This is a genomic window from Erythrobacter sp. W36 (assembly GCF_057364935.1).
Map to the genome: position 1 here is coordinate 2453922 of NZ_CP200281.1, position 23028 is coordinate 2476949.

Annotated in this window: 17 protein-coding genes and 1 pseudogene; 5 read left to right on the top strand and 13 right to left on the bottom strand. The window is 56.6% G+C overall.

Annotated features, from left to right (window positions below):
* Positions 1-3: 3 nt before the first annotated feature.
* Positions 4-2328: a beta-galactosidase gene (locus tag AC0V6U_RS11940; protein WP_472643389.1), complete on the bottom strand. Its 2325-nt coding sequence runs from the start codon at positions 2326-2328 to the stop codon at positions 4-6.
* Positions 2329-2386: 58 nt separating this feature from the next.
* Positions 2387-4261, bottom strand: coding sequence for an alkaline phosphatase D family protein (locus tag AC0V6U_RS11945; RefSeq protein WP_472643391.1), 1875 nt, complete (start codon positions 4259-4261; stop codon positions 2387-2389).
* A gap of 561 nt (positions 4262-4822) precedes the next feature.
* Between AC0V6U_RS11945 and AC0V6U_RS11950 the strand changes: the two genes are divergently transcribed.
* The 3 genes from AC0V6U_RS11950 to AC0V6U_RS11960 all read left to right on the top strand — a co-directional run bounded on the left by AC0V6U_RS11950 (position 4823) and on the right by AC0V6U_RS11960 (position 7411).
* Complete coding sequence (locus tag AC0V6U_RS11950; protein ID WP_472643392.1) at positions 4823-5386, top strand: hypothetical protein; 564 nt, start codon at positions 4823-4825, stop codon at positions 5384-5386.
* A 33-nt stretch (positions 5387-5419) separates the two neighbouring features.
* Entirely contained in the window at positions 5420-5842 is a 423-nt protein-coding gene (locus tag AC0V6U_RS11955) for a DUF2721 domain-containing protein (protein ID WP_472643393.1), read from the top strand.
* Positions 5843-5917: 75 nt separating this feature from the next.
* Positions 5918-7411 (top strand): tryptophan halogenase family protein, encoded by a 1494-nt coding sequence (locus AC0V6U_RS11960; RefSeq protein ID WP_472645760.1) that lies wholly within the window; start codon positions 5918-5920, stop codon positions 7409-7411.
* On the opposite strand, the gene AC0V6U_RS11965 is transcribed toward AC0V6U_RS11960, so the two are convergent.
* The 5 genes from AC0V6U_RS11965 to AC0V6U_RS11985 form a co-directional block, all read right to left on the bottom strand.
* Positions 7412-8485, bottom strand: a complete 1074-nt coding sequence (locus tag AC0V6U_RS11965) for a tryptophan 7-halogenase (RefSeq protein WP_472643394.1) — start codon at positions 8483-8485, stop codon at positions 7412-7414. It abuts the gene before it with no gap.
* Complete coding sequence (locus AC0V6U_RS11970; protein ID WP_472643395.1) at positions 8412-9029, bottom strand: tryptophan 7-halogenase; 618 nt, start codon at positions 9027-9029, stop codon at positions 8412-8414. Before AC0V6U_RS11970 ends, AC0V6U_RS11965 begins: the two co-directional genes overlap by 74 nt.
* Before the next feature lie 151 nt (positions 9030-9180).
* The gene (locus AC0V6U_RS11975; protein WP_472643396.1) at positions 9181-13032 is read right to left on the bottom strand and encodes a TonB-dependent receptor; all 3852 of its coding nucleotides are present in this window, start codon (positions 13030-13032) and stop codon (positions 9181-9183) included.
* A gap of 233 nt (positions 13033-13265) precedes the next feature.
* The gene (locus AC0V6U_RS11980; protein WP_472643397.1) at positions 13266-14177 is read right to left on the bottom strand and encodes a TIM barrel protein; all 912 of its coding nucleotides are present in this window, start codon (positions 14175-14177) and stop codon (positions 13266-13268) included.
* Entirely contained in the window at positions 14174-14962 is a 789-nt protein-coding gene (locus AC0V6U_RS11985; protein WP_472643398.1) for a sugar phosphate isomerase/epimerase family protein, read from the bottom strand. Before AC0V6U_RS11985 ends, AC0V6U_RS11980 begins: the two co-directional genes overlap by 4 nt.
* A 325-nt stretch (positions 14963-15287) precedes the next feature.
* Here AC0V6U_RS11985 and AC0V6U_RS11990 point away from each other — a divergent pair, with 325 nt between their 5' ends.
* Complete coding sequence (locus AC0V6U_RS11990; RefSeq protein WP_472643399.1) at positions 15288-17681, top strand: hypothetical protein; 2394 nt, start codon at positions 15288-15290, stop codon at positions 17679-17681.
* Between the two features lie 707 nt (positions 17682-18388).
* Here AC0V6U_RS11990 and AC0V6U_RS11995 read toward each other — a convergent pair.
* The 6 genes and pseudogenes from AC0V6U_RS11995 to AC0V6U_RS12020 form a co-directional block, all read right to left on the bottom strand.
* Positions 18389-19480 (bottom strand): flavin monoamine oxidase family protein, encoded by a 1092-nt coding sequence (locus tag AC0V6U_RS11995; protein ID WP_472643401.1) that lies wholly within the window; start codon positions 19478-19480, stop codon positions 18389-18391.
* A 49-nt stretch (positions 19481-19529) separates the two neighbouring features.
* Complete coding sequence (locus AC0V6U_RS12000) at positions 19530-20387, bottom strand: sulfurtransferase (protein WP_472643402.1); 858 nt, start codon at positions 20385-20387, stop codon at positions 19530-19532.
* A gap of 29 nt (positions 20388-20416) precedes the next feature.
* Entirely contained in the window at positions 20417-20737 is a 321-nt protein-coding gene (locus tag AC0V6U_RS12005; RefSeq protein ID WP_486169476.1) for a cupin domain-containing protein, read from the bottom strand.
* A 54-nt stretch (positions 20738-20791) separates the two neighbouring features.
* Positions 20792-21142: pseudogene (locus AC0V6U_RS12010) on the bottom strand (cupin domain-containing protein); the annotation flags it as partial.
* 15 nt (positions 21143-21157) lie between these two features.
* Positions 21158-21778, bottom strand: a complete 621-nt coding sequence (locus AC0V6U_RS12015) for a glutathione S-transferase family protein (RefSeq protein WP_472643403.1) — start codon at positions 21776-21778, stop codon at positions 21158-21160.
* A 61-nt stretch (positions 21779-21839) separates the two neighbouring features.
* Positions 21840-22148 carry a carboxymuconolactone decarboxylase family protein gene (locus AC0V6U_RS12020; protein WP_472643404.1) on the bottom strand — a complete coding sequence of 103 codons (309 nt, stop codon included), beginning with the start codon at positions 22146-22148 and terminating at the stop codon, positions 21840-21842.
* Between the two features lie 164 nt (positions 22149-22312).
* Here AC0V6U_RS12020 and AC0V6U_RS12025 point away from each other — a divergent pair, with 164 nt between their 5' ends.
* Positions 22313-22843, top strand: a complete 531-nt coding sequence (locus AC0V6U_RS12025; protein WP_472643405.1) for a TetR/AcrR family transcriptional regulator — start codon at positions 22313-22315, stop codon at positions 22841-22843.
* The last annotated feature ends 185 nt before the right edge of the window (positions 22844-23028 follow it).

The following is a 23028-nucleotide window of genomic DNA, read 5'->3' on the forward strand; positions in this document are numbered from 1 at the left end:
GCCTTATTCGCCCATCGCCTGTTCGAGACTACCAAACCGATCCGTGTAAAGCGTTCGGTTCAGTTCCTTGGCAGCGTCTACCAGCGGCTTGTACGGAATATCCGCAACAGTAACGAATCCGACATTGTAGTTCTCGCCATCATAGGCGCGGCCCGTCAGCGGCGAGTCGATATACTGGAACCAGTGCGCGCCGACGAAGTTGTGGTTGGCGATCACGGTGTCCATGTATTGCGTGTACATCCGCGCGCGGTCTTGCTGGTCGCTCGCATGCACCAGACCGGGATGGTAGAGCGGGCTGTCAGCCGCGCCGATGTGGAACTCGCCAATGATGCTCGGCATATCGACTTCGTCGAGGAATGCCCACGCTGTGTCATGCGGCACTTCCTTGTATTCGTTATAGCTCACCACATCGACATACTTTTGGGCCGCGGCGACCACTTCGGGATTCATGCCCCAGGTCGCAAAGCGCACGCCCATATACATGTGGTTGGGCATATGCTTTTCGAGCTTCTCGTCGACAATGCGGAAATACTCGCTGGCAAAAGCTTCAAGCAGGATGGAATAGTCTGCGATTTTGCCTTCGCCGTGGTCTGTCAGGATTACGCCCTTGGCGAGCACTTCCCATGACCGAAAATCCGTGTCCCACGCAGCGTTGAGCGCGCCGATGCTCCCGTACTTGTCCTTAAGCATGCCCATCCAGTGAGCCTTGGCCGGTGTATTGGCAGCATCGCGGCCCATCGTGTCGATAACGATGCCATAGCGCGTCTCGATCCGTTCCGGACGCCCCCAGCTCTTTTCATTGTCGATGAAGACGCCGACACACCACGGGCTGCCATTCACCTCGGCTGCGACTTGACGAACGGTTGCCTCGGCGCGCTCGGCGAAGACCGGATCGAAAGGATCGGGCAGCGGAGCCCACAGGTCGTCTCCGGAGCTGACCGTCTTGAAGTCACCGATGATCCAGCCATTGGCGAAGAAAGGTACCACCGGATCGGCATAGAAGGACGGATCGAGCCAGTTGCCAAAGCTAGTGAACCCCCAATCGACCATGCGCGCCTTCGTGACCTGACGCCAATCATCCATATAGCTTTGGTCGCCACGATCGCCGTATTTGCGCTCCAGGTTGAGTCGATACCAGCTGATCGTCTCGCCCTGTTTGAGCGGCCCTGCCCAGGCCGACCGGCGATAGCCGTAGTGATCGCCCAGATCGCCTTCGTAGTCGGGCAACCAGGTAAACATCTTGGCGCGCAGTTCCGAAGCGACAATCCGCCCGGGCAACGCGGCATTGGAGACGCGGTTCATGCCCTCGGAATCTTCCGGCGTGGTGTCGTCGTCTTTGCGTTTGTCGACATAGTCGGCCCGGAAATCGAAGCCGGTCATTGTTGAGGTGTTGGACATACGCACATTGGCGATGCCGTTGGAAAAGAACAGGTAGCCGTCGGGGTCGACCATCCACCATTTTCCGTCGACCTTCGCGGTGCGGAAATAGCCGGTGCCTTCGAGCTTGGGGCCATCCTTCCAGCCCTGCCATTTGGAGCGATCGGGATAGAGTTTGCCAGTAAAGGAATCGAGTTCTTCGACCGCTTTCATCTGTAACTGGCCGGTGCTGGTGATCTTCTCGGGAAACTCCGCACCGACCTGCTGTCCGAAAGCATCGACGATGCCGGTCAGGTAGTTCGGATTACGCGGAGGATTGGCCACGACGCGGACATTGTCGATTATGATCTCACGATCGCTCGCGAGGCTCATCGAGATCAGCGAGACTTCGGTGATCGCCGAGGTGTCGAGCTGCTTGGTGCCCCACATCCAGATGAATTTCTTGCCCTCGTATAGCCAGTCCGACGGATCGTCGCGCAATCCGGAATCGGTCTCGAGAGCCGAGCCGACAAGCGGCACGTAGTAGGTGTCGTTGCTGCCCGCCGGGATATTGGTCGAACGCGTATGCGTTTGTCCCCTGGCGTCCTTAACATTGATATTGAGCTGGATCGATTCGGTGCCCGGATTGGCGATATCGATCGCAACGCCAGCCGCCTCATGCTTGCTCAGATCAAGCGAAGAATCCGGTATGAAGGTAACGTCGGTGTAGAGGTTGTCTTCCGATGCCAGGATGGCTCGAAGTGCCCCGCCATTTGACCCTTCCACCAAGGAGAAAGCGGCATTGCCGCCAGAGACATTGGACGGAATTGCCTCACCTTCGAAATCGAACAGCACCTCTTCCGACGCTGTTGCCTCACCATCATCGGCCCACGCAACAGTGGTCAAGGCTCCCGCCAGAGCAATGCCGGAAACAACGCCCGCAAGGGCACGGCGATCGAAATTGCGGATCATCTACACTCTCCCAACGCTCCCCTCCGGAGCCATCGGGGAATCAATAGCTCACTTGTTGTTAATTGTCGACAATACGGGTTATCGGATGCTGGTAGGGCCAACCTTCGAATTGCCCTCCAGCAGAATCATCGCTGCTTCGCGGCCAACATTCAAAGACATAGTGCGAATTTTCATGATCGACCCGAACTATCCCGAAGCCTTCGCTTTTCAGTCGATAATCGGCAACGAAATTGCCCCAGTAATCCTTGCTGGTCATGAATTCGTCGAAGCCGATACGGGGATTCGCGACCGCCAGAACCCGCATGGGATTGCCGAAACAATCCACGAAATCGCCTGTGTTTGGGTCGCCGTTGCGCTGGTTCGGAAGCTCGCCCAGCCCTTCGAACCAGCGCTGCCAGAACGCGGCACCCGCCGGACCCGCAAAGAACAGCGGACCATCGTCGGGCGCATCGATACCCTGGATCGCAAGCATGGCCAGATGCTGGTCACCAGCCAATGCAATCGCTCCCGCCTCCTTCAGCAACCTCACGGCGCGGTTGCGACCATCGGGCGGATAGCCGTTGCTGTCATAGTCGAGCAGTGGCTTCAGATTGCCTTCGGTTTGCGGGCTTCCCCAGATCGACGCGGTCAAACAGACTTTGGGCAGGCCCTGATCGAGTTTCGTCCATTGCTCAAGGAACGCTTCCTGCCGGTCGCCGAGCAACTCCCCGCGCGTTTTGGTCGGTTCGGTTTCGGTGTCCGGCGGATCCTTGAACTTGCGATCCTCGACGAAGGCAAAGCTCGTTCCGCCGTAGACGAACCGGCCAAAGCTGACCGGAATTTCGTAAGCAATTGTTTCCTCGTCCCAAGGATCGGGATTGTGTCCGGTTTGCAGGCGGTAGATGGTGCGGACCAGCTGTTTATCGCGTTTGAACCCGCCGTCCTCTTCGCGCGGCATCTCCGAGTTCTCGCCTTCGTTGCCCCATAGATTGCCCTGCAAAATGTCGTGATCGTCGGCGAGGACGATGGCGGGCTTGTCCCGCAGCGCATCGCGGAAGGTCCAGAGGAACAGATACCAGCGATAGAGCGTGTCGAGCAGCGCATCAGGGTCGTCATGCCCGCGCCGGGTCGGGAAGGTCTCGTAATACTGATCGCCCGCGAAGACGTACAGGTCTGGCCTTTTGCTTTCGCAGCGACCGACCATCTCGGAGTGCGGAAAGACCAGATTGTCGGGCGAGTATCGACCGAACTGCGTCTCCTGAGGAATGCGCGGGCTGTAATTCGCTTCATCAAGACTGCGCGCGGTGGGCAGCAAACAACTATGCAGAGCGATAGAAAGCGGCCTTGAAGTTCCGGGATCGGCCCTGACGGTGCCTTCGAACATCGTGGTGTCGGGCTTTCGAGGATCGATAATCTGGTAAGAATGATCCTTGTCAAAGTCCCAATCGTCGATCCGAAACTGTGCAGCAAATCCGTCGCCGACTGGCGCCTTGATCGAACGGGTTTGGAATCCTTCCGAAGCCACTCGGAGCTCCACCTCGGGCATCTCGACCGGATCGACCGGCATCAATTGAACGGTCATTTTCATGACGTTGCGATTGAGCGAATGGAGACAGGCCATGACCGGTCCAAGCACCCTGTCCTTGTGGACCGCGATCTCGCCATGCGGCTGCAAATCCGTTGAAGGCCCAACGCGCGCCGTCCTCGCCTCCCCCTGGCGAAGCGAACAACGCAACGTTGCCCACAAGCCGATCGGCTTGGACATCTGGGGCGACCGCGCAGCCGATCTCCTCACCAGTCGCGGTATCAATGGAGCAGACGCGAATGTTGCACTGACCCGGAGCATGCTCCTCGATTTCAACAACCAGCTCAATCGCTGCGTCGGGGCGAATATCCGCTCTCGCCCGCGCAAGATCTCCAAATAGCGCGTAATCGAGGCTGTTCGCCGGATCATCGAAGGCACGCAGGGATGGTGTCCCGTCCGGTTCCACGACAGCTAGAATGCCGCCGCCCTCGCCGCTGAACCGCTGGATCAGCGAGGCGGCGCGATAGTCGAGATCACTGCCACCCGCACCGATCAGCAGACCCGCCATTCCCCCTGCGGTGTCGGATTGATTTCGCAAGCTAATCCGAAGCCGGGCGGACTTGAAGCCGGGCTCTAAGCGGCGCGTCAGGCAATGCGCCGTTCGCCCTTCTAGGGCCGCAGAAGTCGCGCGACATACGATCTCGCCTCCCTGCCGTTCCCAATCATGCAACCGGTTCGCCCACCAATCGGGCCCGAGCCAACTTCTCGATCCTGATGCTCCCGCATCCTCAACCGTGGTGGCGGTAAACGCGCTTGGTCGATTGGCGGCGTCTCGCGCGCAAGCCATGAGCGCCGGGCTCGCCAGCAATGCGGCGGAAGCTGAACGAATAAATTGCCTGCGGTCCATACGCCTCTCTTTTGTCAACAATTGACTATCTAAGGCATTCGGAGCATTGTCAATTCGGGTGGATGAAATGGGAGGATATGGTGATGAAACGGGTGTTTTCGCTTGCGTGTACAGGCCTGCTTTTGGCCAGTGCGCCTCTTGCGGCGGAAGAAATTGTCGTCAGCGACATGCAAAAACCCAGTTGGTCGTTTTATGGCGACGTAAAGGTCAAGCCGGTCGACGCAGAGCGGACACCTGGCGGGCAGATGCTCCGCGCTCAAGTCACCCGCAAAGGCGCGAATTACTGGGACAGCGCCGCCAATAGCGAACCAATCAAGGCGATCGACAAAGGGCAGATCGTCACGCTCGGCTTCTTTGCGCGAGCAGGCTCGGACGATGGACCGGTCTGGGTCAATGCCAATGTCGGGCAGATCGCGTCACCCTACGATGCTGCCATTATCGCGCGCGTCGATCTCAATGGGGAAGAGCGCTTCTACTGCCTAGAAGGGCCATCCAAAGTGAAGCTCAAGGACGGTCAGGGCAAAGTCACACTCCACCTTGGCGGAGAGAAGCAGGATATCGATCTGGGCCCATTCGTCGTCACCGTGCGCCATAGCTCTGACGGCGAGAGCGGGCTGCCGTGCGATGTGACTCTTCCTTCGTGGTGAAACTCAGCATGACAGCCTACGAAAAGCCGACCGATGGGTGAAGTTATCCAGTTGGTCGTGGCGCCAGCTTTCCTGCTGGTCGCAATTGCGGCGCTGTTGGGCGTAGTCACAGGAAGACTGGGCCGGGTTGTCGATCGTGCCCGAGAGCTAGAGCAGCGCGTTTGCGATGGCGTCGATCAGGCTTCCAAAGACTCAATCCTCAGCGAGCTACGCGATCTCGACCGGAGAATGCGGTACAACCATTGGTCGATCAACTTCTTCTGCGTGTCAGCTCTGATCGTCGCGATCATGGTGGCGACGCTCTTCTTCGCTTATCTGAGCGATGCGATTCCATCCGATGCAGTCGCACTGCTGTTCATCTCAGCGATGGGCGGCATCATGATCGGCATCCTGTTTTTCATCGCCGAGGTGTATCTCGCGACGCGGACCGTCAGGGTGCATTTTGAACTGCTGTGACCGACACGCTATGAACTCGCAGTCGCTTCACCTTCGCGACGATTGAAAGGCGCACACTTGAAACGAATTGTCATTTTGGGTGGAGGAACAGCCGGTTGGGTGAGCGCTGCGGTGCTGGCGAAGAACGCAGCGTCCAATAGCTACGAAGTAACCGTAATCGACAGCGCCGACATACCCACAATTGGGGTCGGCGAAGCCAGCATCCCAACGATCTACGACCTGCTCGGCCATGTCGGTCTTGACGACCGGGAGCTGATCGCCAACGGGCAGGCGACTTTCAAATATGGCATCCAGTTCGAGGGCTGGTCGAAGCCAGGCGAACACTACATGCATGGCTTCGGCAACATGGGAACGCGGTTCGGTTCGGCTGAATTCTTTACCGCGTGGTTGGCGGGTGCGCGATACTTTACGAGCCGCGATCTGGCACCCTTCACCCCAGCGGTAGCTGCGGCGCTTAAAGGCCGGTTTTCGAGGGTGGCGAACCGTCCCGAAGGGGTGGCCGACAACCTGTTCTTCCCTCTGTGCGAGCTGAGCTACGCGTTGCATTTCGACGCATCATCACTCGCGCAAATCCTGCGAACAAACGCTATCGAGAACGGTGCGACGCATCTGCGGGAGACGATCTCCGATGTCGATCTCGACGACAGCGGCATAAAGGCGCTGATCACACAGGGAGGGCAACGGATAGAGGGCGACATCTTCGTCGATTGCTCAGGCCTGTACGGCTTTCTGGCGCGCAAGTCGCTGAAAGGTGAGTTCGATGATTGGCGCGATTACCTTCCTTGTGATGGCGCCATCGCGATGCAGACATCGCGCGAGAGTGAGCCGCGCCTGTTCACCCGCTCGATCGCACACCGGGCCGGTTGGCGATGGGAAATCCAGCTTCAGGGCCGCACTGGAAACGGCTGTGTCTATGCATCGGATTTCATGAGTGAAGACGAAGCGACTGCGCTGCTGATCGAACAGGTCGAAGGTGAGGCGATCACCGATCCACGCAGGATCGCCTTCCAGACAGGGCGCCTTGGTGAGCCATGGCAAAAGAACTGCATCGCTATAGGCCTCTCGGCTGGTTTTCTAGAGCCGCTCGAGTCCACCAGCATTCACCTGATCTGCAAATACGCTCTCGAACTGGAACGCGCCCTAGCCGGGAAGGGATCGCTCGACACGGCCCGCGATAAGTTCAACCGCGACTGGCGAACCGAAACCGATGAAATCCGCGATTTCCTGATGGCGCACTACGTGGTGAACCGACGCGACGAGGAATTCTGGAAGTTGCGCCGCGAGGGACCAAAGCCCGACAGTCTGAAAGGGTATCTCGACGAGTTCACCCGGACTGGCTGGATCAACCTGCCCGACAAGGCGCTTTTCGGGAGCGACAGCTGGTATCAGGTGCTGGTGGGGCAGGAATTCCCGCTCGACTATCCGCGATTTGCCTGCCCGCAGGATCGCGCGCCGCAGCTCCTGCAATTCCTCCAGAATGTCGCCAGTGCGGTTCACAACGAAACCGAGAAGATCCCGCGCACCCACCAAGAGGCCTTGGCTTCGATCGCGAGCGACGAGGTCGGCTAGTCAACCGGCGGACGACACGGCAAAGCCGAGACCGAGCAAATCTTGAAGCGGATCGCCCATAGCCGCGAGCTCTCTTTCATCATGCAGGTTTCGGCCCTGTGCCAGCAACTTCAACGCCTCGGATTGCGGCATGTGGTTGAGCGTTAGCTTTTCGAAGAAAGTCTGGATGTCGTCCAGCGGCACCTTCCCGGCTTGCTCCTCGCTTGGCGGCGATAACTGGTCGGCTTTGGGAAACACGCCCATCCCCGACAGGATGTAGAGCCAGGAATTGAGCTTGTAGTGCCGACCGAGGCCCGTCTCCTGCAAGGTCTCCGACAAGTCCCCCCGCCCAAACCAGCATTCCATAACGCGCTTCAGTTCTGGCGAGATCGCCGCTGAATTGCTGCGGCAAGCGCGCCAATAGTCGCTGTCATCGCGATTGGAGAGTAGAAAGTGCGATTGCAAATACTGCTTAACCCCATCGAAGGCGTCGGCCACTTCACGATTCACCACGCTGGCATATTGCGAAGTAAAACCTCCTGCCTCGTAGTGCCGGACAAACCGCGCCAGAGTGAGTTGCACAAGCGCGAGCGCTGTCGCTTCCAGTGGCTCGAGAAATCCCTGCGATAGGCCGAGTGCCAGCGTGTTGCCATTCCAGACGCTTTCGACCCGCCCAGTGTGGAAGGGGATGTGTCGCATCTCACCGTCGGGACGCTTCTCCGCAAGGTGCTCCAGCAATTCGGTCTCCGCCTGCTCTGGAGAGCAGAACCGTGAAGAATAGACATAGCCGTTCCCCACGCGCCCCTGCTGCGGGATCCGCCAGGCCCAACCATTGGCGAGCGCGGTCGCATCAGTCTGCGATGAGGCTTCAACTTCGCCATCTGTAACGAGGGTGACAGCTCGATCGTTGAACAGCGCGTCTGAATAGGAGCGATATTCGACACCCAAGGCCTTCCGGGTGATGAGCGAGGCGAAACCGCTGCAATCGATGAAGAAGTCGCCTGCATATGTATGCCCCTCTTCATCGAGCAGGCTTGCGACGTTGCCATCGTCGGATCGGACGACATCCGCAATCGTGCAATCGCGCCAGATCACGCCGCGGCTCGAGCGCCTTTGTCTTGAACAGCTGAGCAAGCAGTCCGGCGTTGAAGTGATAGCCGTATTGGACTTCGAACGGGAAGGTGTAGGGTGTGACCGGGCACAGTTTGCGATCGGCCAGATAGTGCGAATAGCAATACTTATCAGGATGTGCGTCTACCGCCACACCGCTTCGGCGGACCAACGAGTTGAACTGCAAAGCCTTGATATGATCCCGATCGAAATGCGTCAGGAAAGGGTGAAAGTAACTCTCGAAACCCGGCGCGCGCGACCAGTTGCGAAATGCAATCCCAGACTTGTAGGTCGCGTTGCAGGCGGGCATCCATTCATGCTCCGGGATGCCGACCGCATCGAGAAAGCTCTTCAGCGCCGGAGTCGAACCCTCCCCCACTCCGATGGTCCCGACCGCCGCCGATTCGAGCAGAGTTAAATGCGCCTGCGGGAAGGCCCGATTGATGAGCAGCGCTGCCATCCACCCCGCCGTGCCCCCGCCGAGAATGACGAAGCGTTGCTCTGAAGCGAGATCAGCGTTCTTGTTCATTGGTCAGTGACCCTGATGTTTGGAACCGCCTTGTTCAAGCGAAAATTATAGAAAAGGGCGCTGCGACACCCTCAGCATCGCAGCGCCCTGTTCCTTTGGATCAGAATTCGGGGAGAGAGAGTTCGAATTCCGGCCCATCAGTGTTCAAGGCTCAGAAGTCGAATTTCACGCCCGCCCGGAAAATACGCCCGGTGGTGTATTCCTGCACGGTGCGGCCTTGGTATGCACCATCCTGAATGGAGCCTTCGTTGAACGTGAACTGATTCCCATTTGCATCGGTCAGTAGAGCAGTCCGGCTAGTGAAGTATGTCCGCACCGGCGAGTCCGTCAGGTTGACGGCATCGAACGTCAGCAGAAAGTTGTCGTTCAGTCGCAGAGCCGCAGAGGCATCGAGCGTTTGTCGGCCATCTTCCCACAGTGCCCCGATACCACCGAAGCTGCGTTGGATCAGGCGATCGCTATTGCCCGAGAAGGCAAGGCGGACTTGGTTGCCGTTGTCATCCTGCCAATAGCCGGTAACGTTGTAGGAGTGCCTCGGCGTGCCGGGGATCGGGAATTCGTCGGCAGTGTCGAACTTGCCGTCCTGGAACGTGTAGTTCGCCGAGAGACCGAGCCCCGAAAGCAAACCTGGCAAGAAAGTGAAGTTGTGGACGTATTGAAATTCCACTCCGGTCACCGATGCTGATTCCGCATTCTCCTGACGGGTCAGTTGGAACTCATTACATAGAGCGCGCGGATCGCCACTGAACAGCCATTGCTCGGCAATCGTAAGCGTTGATTCCCCTTGCAAACGCCGAGGGAAGCAATTGGCGATGTCCGGAATGGCGGATGGGTCGGCAGCGTTTGCCAGCAACAAATCAGTGGTTACGCCTTCCGCATTGGTAAAGGTCAATCCATCGACCGTCGCGTTTTCCGGGTCGGCAGCAATCCGACGAATATCCCCTACGAAGAATCTCGACTGAACAGGTTCGATCAAATCGGAGATGTCTTTGTAGAAGAAATTCGCGGAAAGCAGCGCGTCACGGTTGAAGTACCACTCAACCGCAAGATCGACGTTGTTGGCCACGAGTGGATCAATCTGAGCTGTGAACAGGTTCAGGTTCGACCCTGGACGGAACACGTTCTCGCCCTGAAACACGCTGCCTTCCGTCAGCTGGAAGCCAGCCCTCAGATCGTCGATCGGCGGACGCGACATCGTACGATAGGCCGATGCACGCAGGATCAGTTTGTCCGTTGCAAGGAAACTGAGGTTCAGGCTCGGCAGCCACACATCGTAGGTGTAGCTATCCGACGATGGCACCGAAGCCAGGCTACGATCGTTCGCGATCGGAACGTTGGGATTGGTGCTGAACCGCTCGGTAGAAAGGTCCGAATACCGCACGAGATTCCGCTCGCGGAACGTATCGGGCAGTGCGCCGGGCTCCAGCAACGGGTCGTAGCAAACACCGCCGGGAACAGCGGGTGCTGAACCCTGTCCGTCGATCCGCGCAGACGCATTGCGATCCTGAAATGCGGTCAGATTGTAGTTATCAGGCGCATTGATGTCCGCTGGATCCACCCCAGTGCCAGTCCAGAACAGCGAACTAGGACCAATGCCAACCGGACTCGGGTTCTCTGGCAGAACAGGACACGGATTACCTTGGTCCGAGTTGCGCAGGGTTTGCAGGGAAATCGGATCAATGATCCGCCCTCGGCCTTGCGAGTCGAATTGGAATTGTGCGCCTGTAAAACCGCTAGTATCCACTGTCGTCCGCACGTATCGAAGGCCGACATCGCCGCGCAGTCTGCCATCGAAATACTCGAAGTTGGCCTTTGCATAGGCAGCCCAATTCTCGAATTCAGCGTCCCGGGTTTGCGTCCGATCGACAATGAAATCCCGGATATCAGTCGAAATAGCTTCCAATGCTGCGACCGGGTCGAAAATCTGCCAGCCATCAGTGATGAAGTCGCGCTGGAGGCCAATGCCTTCGCCAAATCCCGGTGCGTCTAGCTCACCCTGCGAGAACAGGGCTGCTTGGATCAGGTTGATATTGGAAGGATCGACGAAGATAGTCTCGCCAGTGAAGGGGCTGATCCCCTCAACCAGATCAGTGCTCGGCGCAGGCCGTCCGCTCTGGGCATCAACAAATTTCCGGCGGTTAGTGTACTTGACCCCAAATTCGAAGCGAGTGATTCCGCCGAAATCAGTTTCCCAGTCGAAATCGGCGTAGAGCGTTTCCTGCTCATCCTCGACTTCGGTGACGTTAGATTGGATGAACGCAAGAGTATGTGACGCAAGATCGTCAGGGTTGAAGCCTGTGCGACCGACATTGTCCCAAAGGTCATTGGTGTCGGAACGAATGTCGATGACGTTGCCCAGGAATGGCTCGAACGGGGCACCATTGAGGCTGCATTGCTCGCCGCTCGTGCAATCGTAACCGGCAGGGACCAGAATGTCCGCCGGGACGTGGTGCAAGTTCCAGGGACCAATCGTGCGGTTACGGTTGGTCGCAAGGAAGACATTCACGTCCGGCGTCTGCTTCGACTTGGCTATCGAACCGCCGACACTGACGAACAAGCTGTCAAACGGTTGCCATTCGACATCGGCACCAAACAGATAATTCTCGTTCTCGAAACGATTGACGCTCGCCTGCGTGCCGCCCGTAGCATGGCGCGCGAAGTAACGGTCAAACGTGTTTGTCTCGGTGTTGAACGTGCGCCACAAATGCGCCGGGTCAGACCAAAGCAGTCCGTCGTTCAAAGTTGGATTTGTGACCGGGTCACCAAAATTGGCGACGGTGCCTCCGAAGTCGATCGGGTTTGCGTCATAGATACCGATCAAGGGATCAACCCCCGCGCCGGTAGCAACTCCTAAGTCAGAGCCAGAGCGATCAATAAACGCAGGCGGAAGACCGAGGTTTGGCTGCTGAACACCGTCAATATGCGGGAAGAAGCGCGACGTGCCTACTGAAACGCCGTCAGCCCGGTTGTTGAAGCGCTGCTTGGCATATGTGCCGTTAAGCGTGATGTTGAAGCGATCCGAGGGCTCCCACTGGATCGAACCGTCGATGCCGCGGCGATCGCGATCGGTTTCCAAGAGCTGATAGCCAACCGAGCCCGGAGCAAGACCGGAAACGATTGGAGCATAGGGATTTACATCGCCGCCGTTGCTGGTGACGGCCTGCAATCCGTCGAACACGTTGGCCCGGCCATTGCGCGTGGCCGCAATCTGGTCGGCATCAAATGCCGCCTGAGTTACAAACGAATTGCCGTTCTGATCGGTGTACGCGTAAGAGTTGAAGACGTCGTAACCTTCGAAGAAAATCTCATCGCGACGCACCGAGTTGGTTTCATCATAGACACTGACAAGAATACCCAGAGTATCGTTCGCGAATTTCTGAGAAAACGTCGCAGAGAATTTGTGGTCAAAGTTCTCAGACAGATCGTTGTAACGCCCCTGAATCGTCGCGGTCCGAATATTCTCGTCGATATCGAGAGGCTTGCGGGTAATCAGATTGACGACAGCAGCAAGCGAGCCCTCCTCGTCGTCAGCCGAAGGAGTCTTAATCACCTCGACCTTACCAAGAATATCAGCAGAGTAGGAAGACAGGTCAACCCCTTGGGAAAAACCCGTCGAACCGAGAACGGAGCCATTGAGCGTCACGACAGTCTGATCTGCGTTAGCACCGCGAACGGAGATGGTCGTGCCTTCACCGTCCAACGTATTGATGCTGACACCCGAAACGCGGTTCAGCGCCTCGGCGATGTTCTGGTCGGTCGACTTACCAATATCCTCAGCGTTGATGGTATCAATAATCTGTCCGGAGCTACGCTTGTCGTTGATCGACTGAATGATGCTTCCGCGAATACCACTGACGATGATGACATTCTCTTCACCGTCGACTTCTGCGCTCGCCTCGTCGCTAACCTCAGCTTCCTGAGCCTGCGCAATACCCGCTTGTGAAGCTATCAAAAGCGCCGTAACTGCCGTGGTGTGCAACAGCTTTGAATTGATTCTGGACATTATATCCAACCCCTCCGCATCCTCGATACGCGGCTCTCAGTCCGCGTTCTATCCCAATCGCCGCCTATTGGCTCGCGATGTCTCCCCGTCGACTTCAGCTTCTGTCGAATTGCACCGGAGAGTGCCGGTAAACTCAATTGCTGATTGTCAACAATTTGGGTTGTGGCGCGATTCGTGCAGATTGTCAACAATCTGTAGCGAGCCAATCCTCAAGCCTGTATCCGCGTGACGCGCTAACTAAGCTGGGCAACTTGCGAGGCAAGCAGTCTAATACGTTCGACCGCCAAATCTTCAGATCCGGCAGGAGGAAAACACTCAAGTCCTATTGGACCTGCAAAACCAGCTCTGCGCGCCTCGCTTAGAATGAAGCCGTAATTCATCTCGCCCGTTCCCGGTTCCCGTCGCGCAGGAGAATCCGCGATTTGAATCAGCCCGCATTGGTCGATCCCTTCCCGCAGGCGATGCACAACATTGCCTTCGTGCCGCTGCATGTGAAACAGATCCCAGTTCAGCTTGACCTTGTCGCTGCCAATCGACCTGCACATCTCCACCGCATCGTCTGCGCCGTAGATAAAGAAGCCGGGGTGATCGAACGGGTTGAAGGGTTCGATACAGGCGGTCACACTCGACGCCTCGAACATCGGTGCAACGTCCGCGATCCTGTCGCGATAAGCTCGCAGCATGTCCGCCTTCGACATTCCTTCGACAACCGAGTGCCCGACGATTGTCCCGTAACTTGCACCAAGCTCCTGAGCCTTAGCGATTTCGACGGCGATTGCTTCACTGACTTGCCGGGAGCTTGCCTCGGCCAGATTGGGAACGTCGAATGCGCAATGGATGATCGCAATTCCGGCATCGAGCGCGCGCCGTTTTAGTGCATTGGCGCTGCGCTCACCCTCCCCAACGGACCACATCTCCGCCGTCGTGAAACCGGCGCGAGCCGCCTCCTCGATCCGTTCGTGCAATGGCAGATGCGTCCACCAGCTTTCCAGATTGACAGTGAATATCGAGATATCCGAAGCGCTCATCTCGCTTGCCCCTGCTCGCATTGAGGACGGAGAACAACCAGCCAATGCCGCGCTCGCTCCGGTTGCAGCCATCATGGAGCGCCGGTCCATCGATGTGAATGTTAATCTTCCGCTCATGACTGCGTCATCCCATAAAGGTGACGATTGGCTGCCCGCATTCGTTCGAGGTTGACCACTGCCAGATGGTCGTACTCGACATGGAAATGCTCCAAGCCAGCCTCCTCCATGCGCAAGAACAGCGATTGAAAGTCTATCGACCCTTCGCCCGGGAAGCACATCTCTCCGTTGGCGTTCATGTCTTTCACATGGCATAGTCGCACACGGCCCGGATGCGCCCGCATGATGGCGGCGGGATCCTGCTTTGCGTAGGTCGCCCAAAAGAAGTCGAGTTCGATTTTCACCAGTTCAGCATCGGTTTCTCCGAACAGCACATCAAACCCGTTGGTCTCGCCATCGATCTGGTCAAACTCGAAATCGTGGTTGTGATAGGCAAACTGAAGGCGTTCATCCGCAAGCCGCTTTGCCGCTTCGGTGAAAATCCTGCCGACGCCTTTCCAGGCTTCGGCCGACCCGCGCATCTCCGTGCCAACAGCCGGGACCACCACGTACCCAGCGCCGACAGCCTTCGCCATCTCGATGACGCGATCCATCTGGACGGTGAGTTCCCCCCTGCCGACATGAAGGCTGGGTGCCGTCAGTCCGGTTTCGTCGAGCATGTCGCGCAATTCTATCGGGTCTCGCGCAAAGAAATTGCCCCCACCAAATTCGACTTCCTTATACCCCGAAGCCGCGACAACTTTGAGTGCACCAAGGGGGTCAGCTTCGAACGTATTGCGAATGGTCCAGAGCTGGATTCCGATCCGTGTCAGCGATTTTGGCGCGGCTGAAGCGGTGCTCGGCATTGGTGCGCAAGAGGCCAGCGCGCTTAGCTCCCAAACCAGCCGTTGCCACAGAAAATTGCCGCCGACTCACTCGCAGATGTTGCAGAATGCTCGTCGCCTCAAGGGCAAGCCTGCCTGAACCATCGACGTCCATCTCCACGCCCTCCCGTCCCGAATGGAGCCGTAATGCAGCAACCGCGACATACGCTATCCATCCCTCTTTCTTGGCTTCTCAAAACGCATTGTAGCACATTGCAGACTGTTGACAATCTATCACCAATGGGTGACTTTCGGCCATGCCCGTCGGCGCGTCAGACACGGTAAAAGAGTGGAGAGGTTCTCGAAAATGCAGAATGGTTTAGCCTACAAGGCCGCGCTCCTTTTCGGTCTCGCGCCTGCCGCGATGGCGGCTTCCGGATGTGCGACAAATGACGCTCCCGTTGCTTCGACAGCCAGCGCCATTCCGGAGCCAGGTGAGACACTTCTTACGATTGCCAATTTCGAGAACGGCACGGTTCCCGAATTCGTGCGTACCAACAACAGCGAAACAGTCGTGGTTTCAGGCGATGCGGCGATCGACGGTCAATCGATGAAAGTGACCTGGAACAACGGGTCCGATTACTCCACCGGCCTCACCCTTGCGCCCGATACGCCATGGGACTGGTCAGATTACTCTGATTTCTCGGTCGTATTCGACGTCCGGAATCCTTCAGACAAATCCGTCGAAATCAACATGACCATGTCCGACGACAAGGGCGGTAGCTACACGCGTTTATTCGTGATCGCAGCAGGCGATGAGATGACCGTCTACGGCAAGATGGACGGCCACGATCAGTATCACCCGCCCGGCACCGCAGCGAACGAGTTCAACTTCCAATCCGGCCTGCGCGCCAACCCGCCCAGCTGGCAGGCGGAAGGCGAGTACCAGTTGATCAACCTGTGGGGTCCGCGCCAGATCGATTACAGCGCCGTCACCGGCATCCATTTCGGCTCTTCAGGCAAGCTGTCCGACCGCTCTCTGGTGATCGATAATATTCGCCTCCGCGCGAATCCGCCCAAAGACCCCAACTTCCTCGTCGGCATTCTCGACAAGTTCGGCCAGAACGCGAAGATGGATTATCCGGGCAAGGTCTTGTCCGACGAACAGCTGCGCGCCGAAGCCGATGCGGAGCGTGCTGCCCTCAGAGGCGATCCGTTGCCAGGCCGGTCCAAATACCATGGCTGGGCCGATGGACCGCGCTTCGAGGCAACCGGTTACTTCTATCCCAAGAAAGTCGACGGGAAATGGTGGCTGATCGACCCGGAAGGTTATCTCTATTTCTCGTCCGGTATCGACATTATCCGCCTGTCCAATTCGGGCACGATGACCGGTTACGATTTCGATCATTCCTATATCGAGCCGATCGACCCCAATTCGTTGATCCAGGAAGACGATCAGCCGCTGAACCCTGCACCGCGCGAAGCATGGCCAACACGCGAGCTCGTCAATGAAACGCGCGCCAAGATGTTCGAATGGCTGCCCGACGTCGATGATCCATTGGGCAACCACTATGGCTATCGCCGCACGGCCCAATCAGGCCCTCTCAAGCGCGGCGAAACCTACAGCTTCTATTCGGCGAATCTCGAGCGCCGCTATGGCGAGACCTACCCCAGGAGCTACATGGACACGTGGCGCCAGGTATCGCTCGACCGGCTGGTCGACTGGGGTTTCACGTCGCTTGGAAACTGGGTCGAGCCTGAATTCTACGAAAACAAGCAAATCCCGTTCGTCGCCTTTGCAGACATCAATGGCGAATTCAAAACAGTCTCCAGCGGTTTCGATTTCTGGTTCCCTGTGCCCGACCCGTTCGATCCGTTCTTCTATGAGCGCGCGGTGGCGTCTGCCGAGTTCGTCAAGAGCCAGATGAAGGGCAGTCCGTGGTGCATGGGCATCTTTTACGACAATGAGCAGAGCTTTGGCCGCGCCGAAAGCGATCAGCTCTATTTCGGCGTAGTGCTCAATGCGCTCGGTTCGGACGCAGCTGAAAGTCCCGCCAAGGCGCATTTTACGCAGATGCTAAAGGATAAATATGCGACCATCGAAGCGCTCAATGCCGCTTGGGAAAAGGACTACGATTCCTGGGAAAGCTTTGCATCGGGCATCAATCCGGACTTCACGACGCCCGAGCAGCGTCAGGACTTTTCCGACATGCTCTATGCTTTCGGGAAGCAGTATTTCTCTACGATTGAGCGAGCCACGAAGTCCGTTCTGCCGAACCACCTCTATCTCGGCGCGCGCATGGCCGATTGGGGCCGCCCCGACGAGATCGTACGCGCCGCTGCCGAGCACACCGACGTCCTGTCCTTCAACATTTACCATGATGGCGTTGTCGAAGGGCGGTGGGACATCCTAAAGGAAGTCGATCGCCCTGCCCTTGTCGGCGAATTCATGTTCGGTGCGAGTGACCGTGGGCACTTCCACCCGGGTATTGTCGTCGCTGCAGACCAAAGGGATCGCGGTGTGAAGTATCGCCAGTATCTGCACACCGTGCTCGACAACCCGTATTTCGTAGGCGCGCATTACTTCCAATATATGGACAGTCCGATCACGGGCCGCGCTCTAGATGGCGAGAATTACAATAACGGCATCGTCGATGTGACGGACCGCCCTTATTACGAGCAGCTCGAAGGGATCATGCAAGCCCAGCGCGAAATTTACTCGCGTCGCTACAACGGACGTGAATTCACGGCGGATCGCTGACGCGTTGGACCAAGCCCCCAAGGAAAAACAGGGGCGGCGTAGGATGATTATCGATAGGTAATGTCACCATGTTTGCGGATTGAATGGAGGTGTTGCGGTGAGGTTTGCTAAATATTTCTTGATTACAGCTTTTCTCACTTGCGGCGATCTCGTTGCGGCGCAGGATATCGATCATGTTAAGACGGATACCGGTTCTGACCCAGCTGGAGCGCGGCTTCAGTCTTAGGCTTAGAAGGCGATGGTTTCTGATCAATCATGCCCAAGCGAATGGAGCATCGGTTAGGACAAAAATAAGGCGCGCGTGTTGAGTCGTCTGATTATCGCGACAAACTTAATGTCTGCTCGAAAACGCTGGACCCTAGCTTTCTTGCCGAAACGGGCTGCCCATAGCTAAAGCAATCGTTAACTGTCACGATGGTGCCTAGGAGCTTTACGCAAATGAGCGCAAAGGTCTGAAGGCGGTAATTCGATTGCCATTTCTGCGCCGAACAGAATGATAGAGAGAGCTTGCGTCCATACTCTTTGATTTTTGCGTTTCAGCCCAATCGTGGTCTTGGGCGCGCGGCTCGAACTGGGCCGGAGGCCGAATGTTGGCTCTATGCTCTGCGACCTCAAAGGCAGACGTTCCGCTAACGATCCAAAAGTTGACGAAATTGATTACAACCCCAATCTCAGCGGGGCAAAATCTCATCAGTCCGATCGGCGAACTACTCTAACGGCGGTTGAACCGAGGCGAATGCGAATTCTGAGGCTTCCAGTGCACCTTCGATCAATCCACCGTGCGTTGAAGCCACTTCGGTGGAGGCGAACTGCAATTGACAGTTCCATAGGCAGCTTAGCTCCCGAGGCATTCCATAGGTTGGGTGCCCGGGAGGCGGCTCATGATCAGCGCGGCACGAGGTCAGATCGTCAAGCGCCCAATCTTTCACATAGCACTGGACGGGCTTTTTGGCGTCCTTGCCGAATATTCGCTGGAGCTGATCGATGCAGGCCGGTTGTAGCTTGTCTGCATGCTGCGCGCGTACAGCCGCCGGCACACCCAGGAACCCAAATAAGGCATAAGGCCCTCCGTTTTCAGAAGAGGCATCGTGGATCTGAACCATTGGCCCAGCGCGGCTAAACACATCGCCTGAAAGTCCTGCTTCTCGCCAGAAGGGGCGATCATAAACTGCCAAGCATTTTGCGTGTCCGGCCATCCAAGTCGGGACTTTTCGCATTGCCGAGAGTGCCGTTTCAGGAAAGTCTGCGGAGAATTCGATCTTTTCTGCTGCAAGGCGAGGCGGAATTGCGAGTATGATTCTTTGGCAATGGATGGATTCATCAGTGCCATCAGAATTCACGTATTGTGCGGTTATAGCCGTATCTTCGCGGTCGATATTTGTGATGCGTGCTGAGAGGTTTATCCTAGCACTGTCTAGCTGCTCTCCAATGGCGGAAATAACCGCGCCGCAGCCGCCAGAAATTCGCTTTGAACCGCGCATTGTGGGCATGTGTACGCCGCGCCGAACGGCGCCGCTTGGTTCTTCAATGCATGCCCCACCGTCCGAATATTGAGCGAAGGTGGTCAGCCCCAACTCACTCAGAAGCCGATCAATACGGGGCTGACCGTCCCATATCCATGCAGGGCCAAGATCGAAGTTCGCTTTGACGCCGTCGCTCCCAACCGTTTCCGTATGGAATCGACCGCCAAGCCGATGGCGTCCTTCGACAAGCTGCCAACCCATGCCGGCCGCCTGACATTGGCGGGCAAGCGACAGACCAGAAAGGCCGCCGCCGACAATCAGGATATCTGTTTTCATGCCCGCGTGCGTGCCCCCGAAAGGTGTGCCTTAGAAAGTCGCCCTACGATCACTCCCAAGGCAAACCCTCTTCGATTGGGAGTTGCGGATCGCGGGCCCATTCGTTCCACGAACCGAAATAAGTCGCAAGATTGGTAAAACCTGCTTGCTTCAATGCGACATAGGTATTCGATGTTCGCGCACCCTTAAAGCAATACAGCCAAACAGGTTTACCGCGATCAAGCCCAACATTGTGGCATTCCGCCAGGACTTCATCGACGTTCTTCATCTTCATGGTGCTGCCAGCAGGCTTCATCATGCGGTACCATTCAAGCCATTTGGCACCCGGCAAGCGTCCCTTTCGCGGGACAAAATCCTTTCCATAGGGAGAGGAGCTGTCGCCAATCCATTCATCAACATCGCGCACGTCGAGCAGTGTTACATCGTCTTTACCGAGCTGTGCTAGCACGTCGTCCTTGCTGACGACTTTTGTGGTTTGTGACGGGTTTGCCACGAATTCCTTTGGTGCAGGCTGGAACACAGCATCAGTGATATCGAAACCTGCCGCGGTCCATGCTTCCAAACCGCCATGCAGAACATAAGAGTTTTCATGACCCAAGTAGGAGAGCAAAAAGTGGCCTCGGCACGACTGGCCAAATCCGCTGCGCATTCCCGCTTCATAAAATACGACAGGGTCATCATCGCCCGAAATGCCGCATGCGCCAAATACACTCGCGAATCTCGCTTTGAGTTCTTCGATCCCTTCTGGTGTAGACGAAGCAAGATAAGTGAAAATCTCATGCACATTCGCTGCTCCCGGAATATGCGCCTCGCGATATTCATCGGGTGAGCGGGTGTCGATAATGACGGGACGCTTGGTTTCTGGCCAATTGGCCAGTTCAGCAGGTTCGATAAGGATTTTGGGCATCGGGAAACTCTTAGGTCACTCGGGGGGCGTTAGGCGGCATCAAGGACGCGTTTGATCTGGCTTTGAACCTGATTGAGGTTGTCGACCTTGACCCAGATGCGTGCGCCGTTTGGCCCTGCTTTCAGTTCAAGCTTGGTATCAGTTGGCGAGCGTAGCCAGCTGTGTTGCTCAAGCTCGTCAGAGCCTTCTGTCGCAGCACCTTCGAGCACAAGCACCTCCGCGCCTGCTTCTGGCGCGATGATGTATGATGTTCCGGCTGGCAAGCTGACATGCGAGACAGTTTCGTGCTCGCCTGAGAAAAGCTCAGTCACAACCACTTCGGCATCGCCTGGGTTGGCAGTTTTTCCCATGTCGGACATGTCGATGACGACATGTCCGCGGTCACTAGGCTCAAACTGCCATAATTTTACGAAGATTACACAGCCTGGCTCTGATCCAGGAGTGTGCCGCGACGTCGGGGGGTTTCGAACATAAGACCCAGTTGGAAAATCTCCATGCTCGTCCTGAAAGACACCTTCAAGCACGATGAATTCTTCGCCGCCAGTATGAGTATGCGGTGAGAAGTGGCTTCCAGGCTCATACCTCACGATGGTAGTCGCGCGAGCGATTTCTCCGCCGACGCGATCAAGCGGTCGGCGATCGACTCCCGGCATTGGGGAGCTGATCCAGTCCATGGCCTCGCTATGGACAACAACTCTCTCGTTAAATTTTGCGTTGAGTTCGATTGCTTGTCTCCGGTCTAAATGTTGTGTGATGTCGCGGCCACCAACTTAGCCTGCGATGCTCGGACGCGCACCTACACGTTCACGCCACGCTTTCAGGCTCGAAAGACTCTCTGGCATTTCAACCCCCGCGAAGTTCGCGAAGTTCAAGCCAGTGAACAAGGTGATGTCCGCCATCGAGAAATCTGAACCGGCGGCATACTCACTATCGCCCAGAACGCCGTCGAAATATTGCATACCTTCCAGCAGACGCTCTTTCTGCTTTTCGCCCCATTCGCGATTCTGATACGTTTCAAGCTCAGGGCCGAGCCCATCGGTGGCGTGGTGGAAATAACCTCCAGCTGCATCGTTTACCATGGTTTCGGCGCGGCGTTGCATCATTGAAATGACAGCGCGATCTTTGGCGTTTGTGCCGGTTAGGCTTGGGCCTTCGAAGTGATGGTCAATGAATTCGATAATGGCCGGGCATTCGGCAATGCAAGTCCCATCATCGAGTTCGAGGACGGGCACTGCTGCACCGATATTCTTGGCCCTAAACTCAGGCGTTCGGTGTTCCCCGCCCATTACATCAACCGACTGGAAAGTGATCGCGTCTGTCGCATTTTTCTCCGCCAGAGCGATGCGAACGCGGGCAGGATTAGGGAAGTTTTCTACGTCATAAATTCTCATGGCTTTCGTTCCTCATTTGTGAGTTTTGAGTGTTGGTGTATGACTGCTGAGAGCCGCTAACTTATTCATCAACGAACAGATGGGTACCGTGGGTAAGAGCGGCGCCGGCGCGCAGCGCGGTCGCAACAAAGACGGTCTCCGCCAGCTCTTCTTCGGTGGCACCTGCAGCGATTGCGGCCTTGCGATGCACTTCGAGACAATAGCCACATTGAGTGGTCAGTGCGACGGCGATTGCCATCAGTTCTTTATTCTTCTTCGAGATTGCGCCTTCACTGAGTGCAGCTTTGTCGAGCGCAAGAAAACCTTCCATTGCTGCGGGCGCCTTCACCCCCATTCCAGAGATCTTCGCGAGGTTTTTAAGGTCAAACAAATGAATCATCCTTTCTAACGTTCATCTATCTATCACTAGATATACGTTAGAAAGTTGATGTCAATGGGTATTTGACCTATGAGTAGGTTGATGGATTCAGAGATGGCGTATGTCCCTCATAGTGGGGAGTGTTGCCTTGATCACAGACAAGGGTATTGACGTTGATGGCTACCAATCCAGACAGGCGATCTGCGATCATGAATGCAGCTGAAACACGCGCGCGTCGCGGGGGGTATTATGGTTTCAGCTTCCGGGACATTGCTAATGATGTTGGGATCAAGAGTGCTAGTGTTCACTACCACTTTCCTACAAAGGCGGCGCTGGTAGAGGCTCTTGGAGAGCGATACCTCAAAAGGGCTCAAAGTGCTCTCGGGTCCGCGAATGAGTATACTGAGAAAGAGGCGATTGAGAAGGTCACTGGTCTGTTCACTCAATCGAATGAAGAAGATGATTTGATGTGCCTTTGCGGCATGTTTGGGGCCGAGGTGGCGGCTCTGCCAGAAACAGTCGGGGCGAGCATTGCAGAATATTTCGACTTTCTGGTGACGTGGCTGGCAGATGCTATCGAGGGTAGTGATGCCGCGAAAAGAGCCTGGGTTATTGTTGCCGCGCTGGAAGGCGGCCTGATTATCTCGCGGGCCAAGAAAGACCCATCGATATTACGGCTGATTAGCGCGCAATTTGTGGGTAGCTAGACGCCAGATAGGTAGCGCTCACAAGCGTGGCGAAACGAGCACATACTAATGTCGATCTTCGCAGCATTTCAATATCTGCTGCTATCCGCAAGAGCAGCCCAGTTTCGAACTAGAGCCCAATTCCAAGAGCGGTTCGTCAGGTCTCGTGCCTCGTCGCCGGAAAGCGGCTGGTCAGTTGACAGCCC

What these genes read in the sequence shown, in the direction of transcription:
- AC0V6U_RS12025 (WP_472643405.1), top strand. Translation starts at nt 22,313, where the DNA reads ATGGCTACCAATCCAGACAGGCGATCTGCGATCATGAATGCAGCTGAA.
- AC0V6U_RS11985 (WP_472643398.1), bottom strand. Translation starts at nt 14,962, where the DNA reads ATGCCGAGCACCGCTTCAGCCGCGCCAAAATCGCTGACACGGATCGGA.
- AC0V6U_RS12005 (WP_486169476.1), bottom strand. Translation starts at nt 20,737, where the DNA reads ATGGGAAAAACTGCCAACCCAGGCGATGCCGAAGTGGTTGTGACTGAG.
- AC0V6U_RS11975 (WP_472643396.1), bottom strand. Translation starts at nt 13,032, where the DNA reads ATGTCCAGAATCAATTCAAAGCTGTTGCACACCACGGCAGTTACGGCG.
- AC0V6U_RS11970 (WP_472643395.1), bottom strand. Translation starts at nt 9,029, where the DNA reads ATGAACAAGAACGCTGATCTCGCTTCAGAGCAACGCTTCGTCATTCTC.
- AC0V6U_RS12015 (WP_472643403.1), bottom strand. Translation starts at nt 21,778, where the DNA reads ATGAGAATTTATGACGTAGAAAACTTCCCTAATCCTGCCCGCGTTCGC.
- AC0V6U_RS11955 (WP_472643393.1), top strand. Translation starts at nt 5,420, where the DNA reads ATGGGTGAAGTTATCCAGTTGGTCGTGGCGCCAGCTTTCCTGCTGGTC.
- AC0V6U_RS11940 (WP_472643389.1), bottom strand. Translation starts at nt 2,328, where the DNA reads ATGATCCGCAATTTCGATCGCCGTGCCCTTGCGGGCGTTGTTTCCGGC.
- AC0V6U_RS11990 (WP_472643399.1), top strand. Translation starts at nt 15,288, where the DNA reads ATGCAGAATGGTTTAGCCTACAAGGCCGCGCTCCTTTTCGGTCTCGCG.
- AC0V6U_RS11995 (WP_472643401.1), bottom strand. Translation starts at nt 19,480, where the DNA reads ATGAAAACAGATATCCTGATTGTCGGCGGCGGCCTTTCTGGTCTGTCG.
- AC0V6U_RS11945 (WP_472643391.1), bottom strand. Translation starts at nt 4,261, where the DNA reads ATGATCCGGCGAACAGCCTCGATTACGCGCTATTTGGAGATCTTGCGC.
- AC0V6U_RS11980 (WP_472643397.1), bottom strand. Translation starts at nt 14,177, where the DNA reads ATGAGCGGAAGATTAACATTCACATCGATGGACCGGCGCTCCATGATG.
- AC0V6U_RS12000 (WP_472643402.1), bottom strand. Translation starts at nt 20,387, where the DNA reads ATGCCCAAAATCCTTATCGAACCTGCTGAACTGGCCAATTGGCCAGAA.
- AC0V6U_RS11950 (WP_472643392.1), top strand. Translation starts at nt 4,823, where the DNA reads ATGAAACGGGTGTTTTCGCTTGCGTGTACAGGCCTGCTTTTGGCCAGT.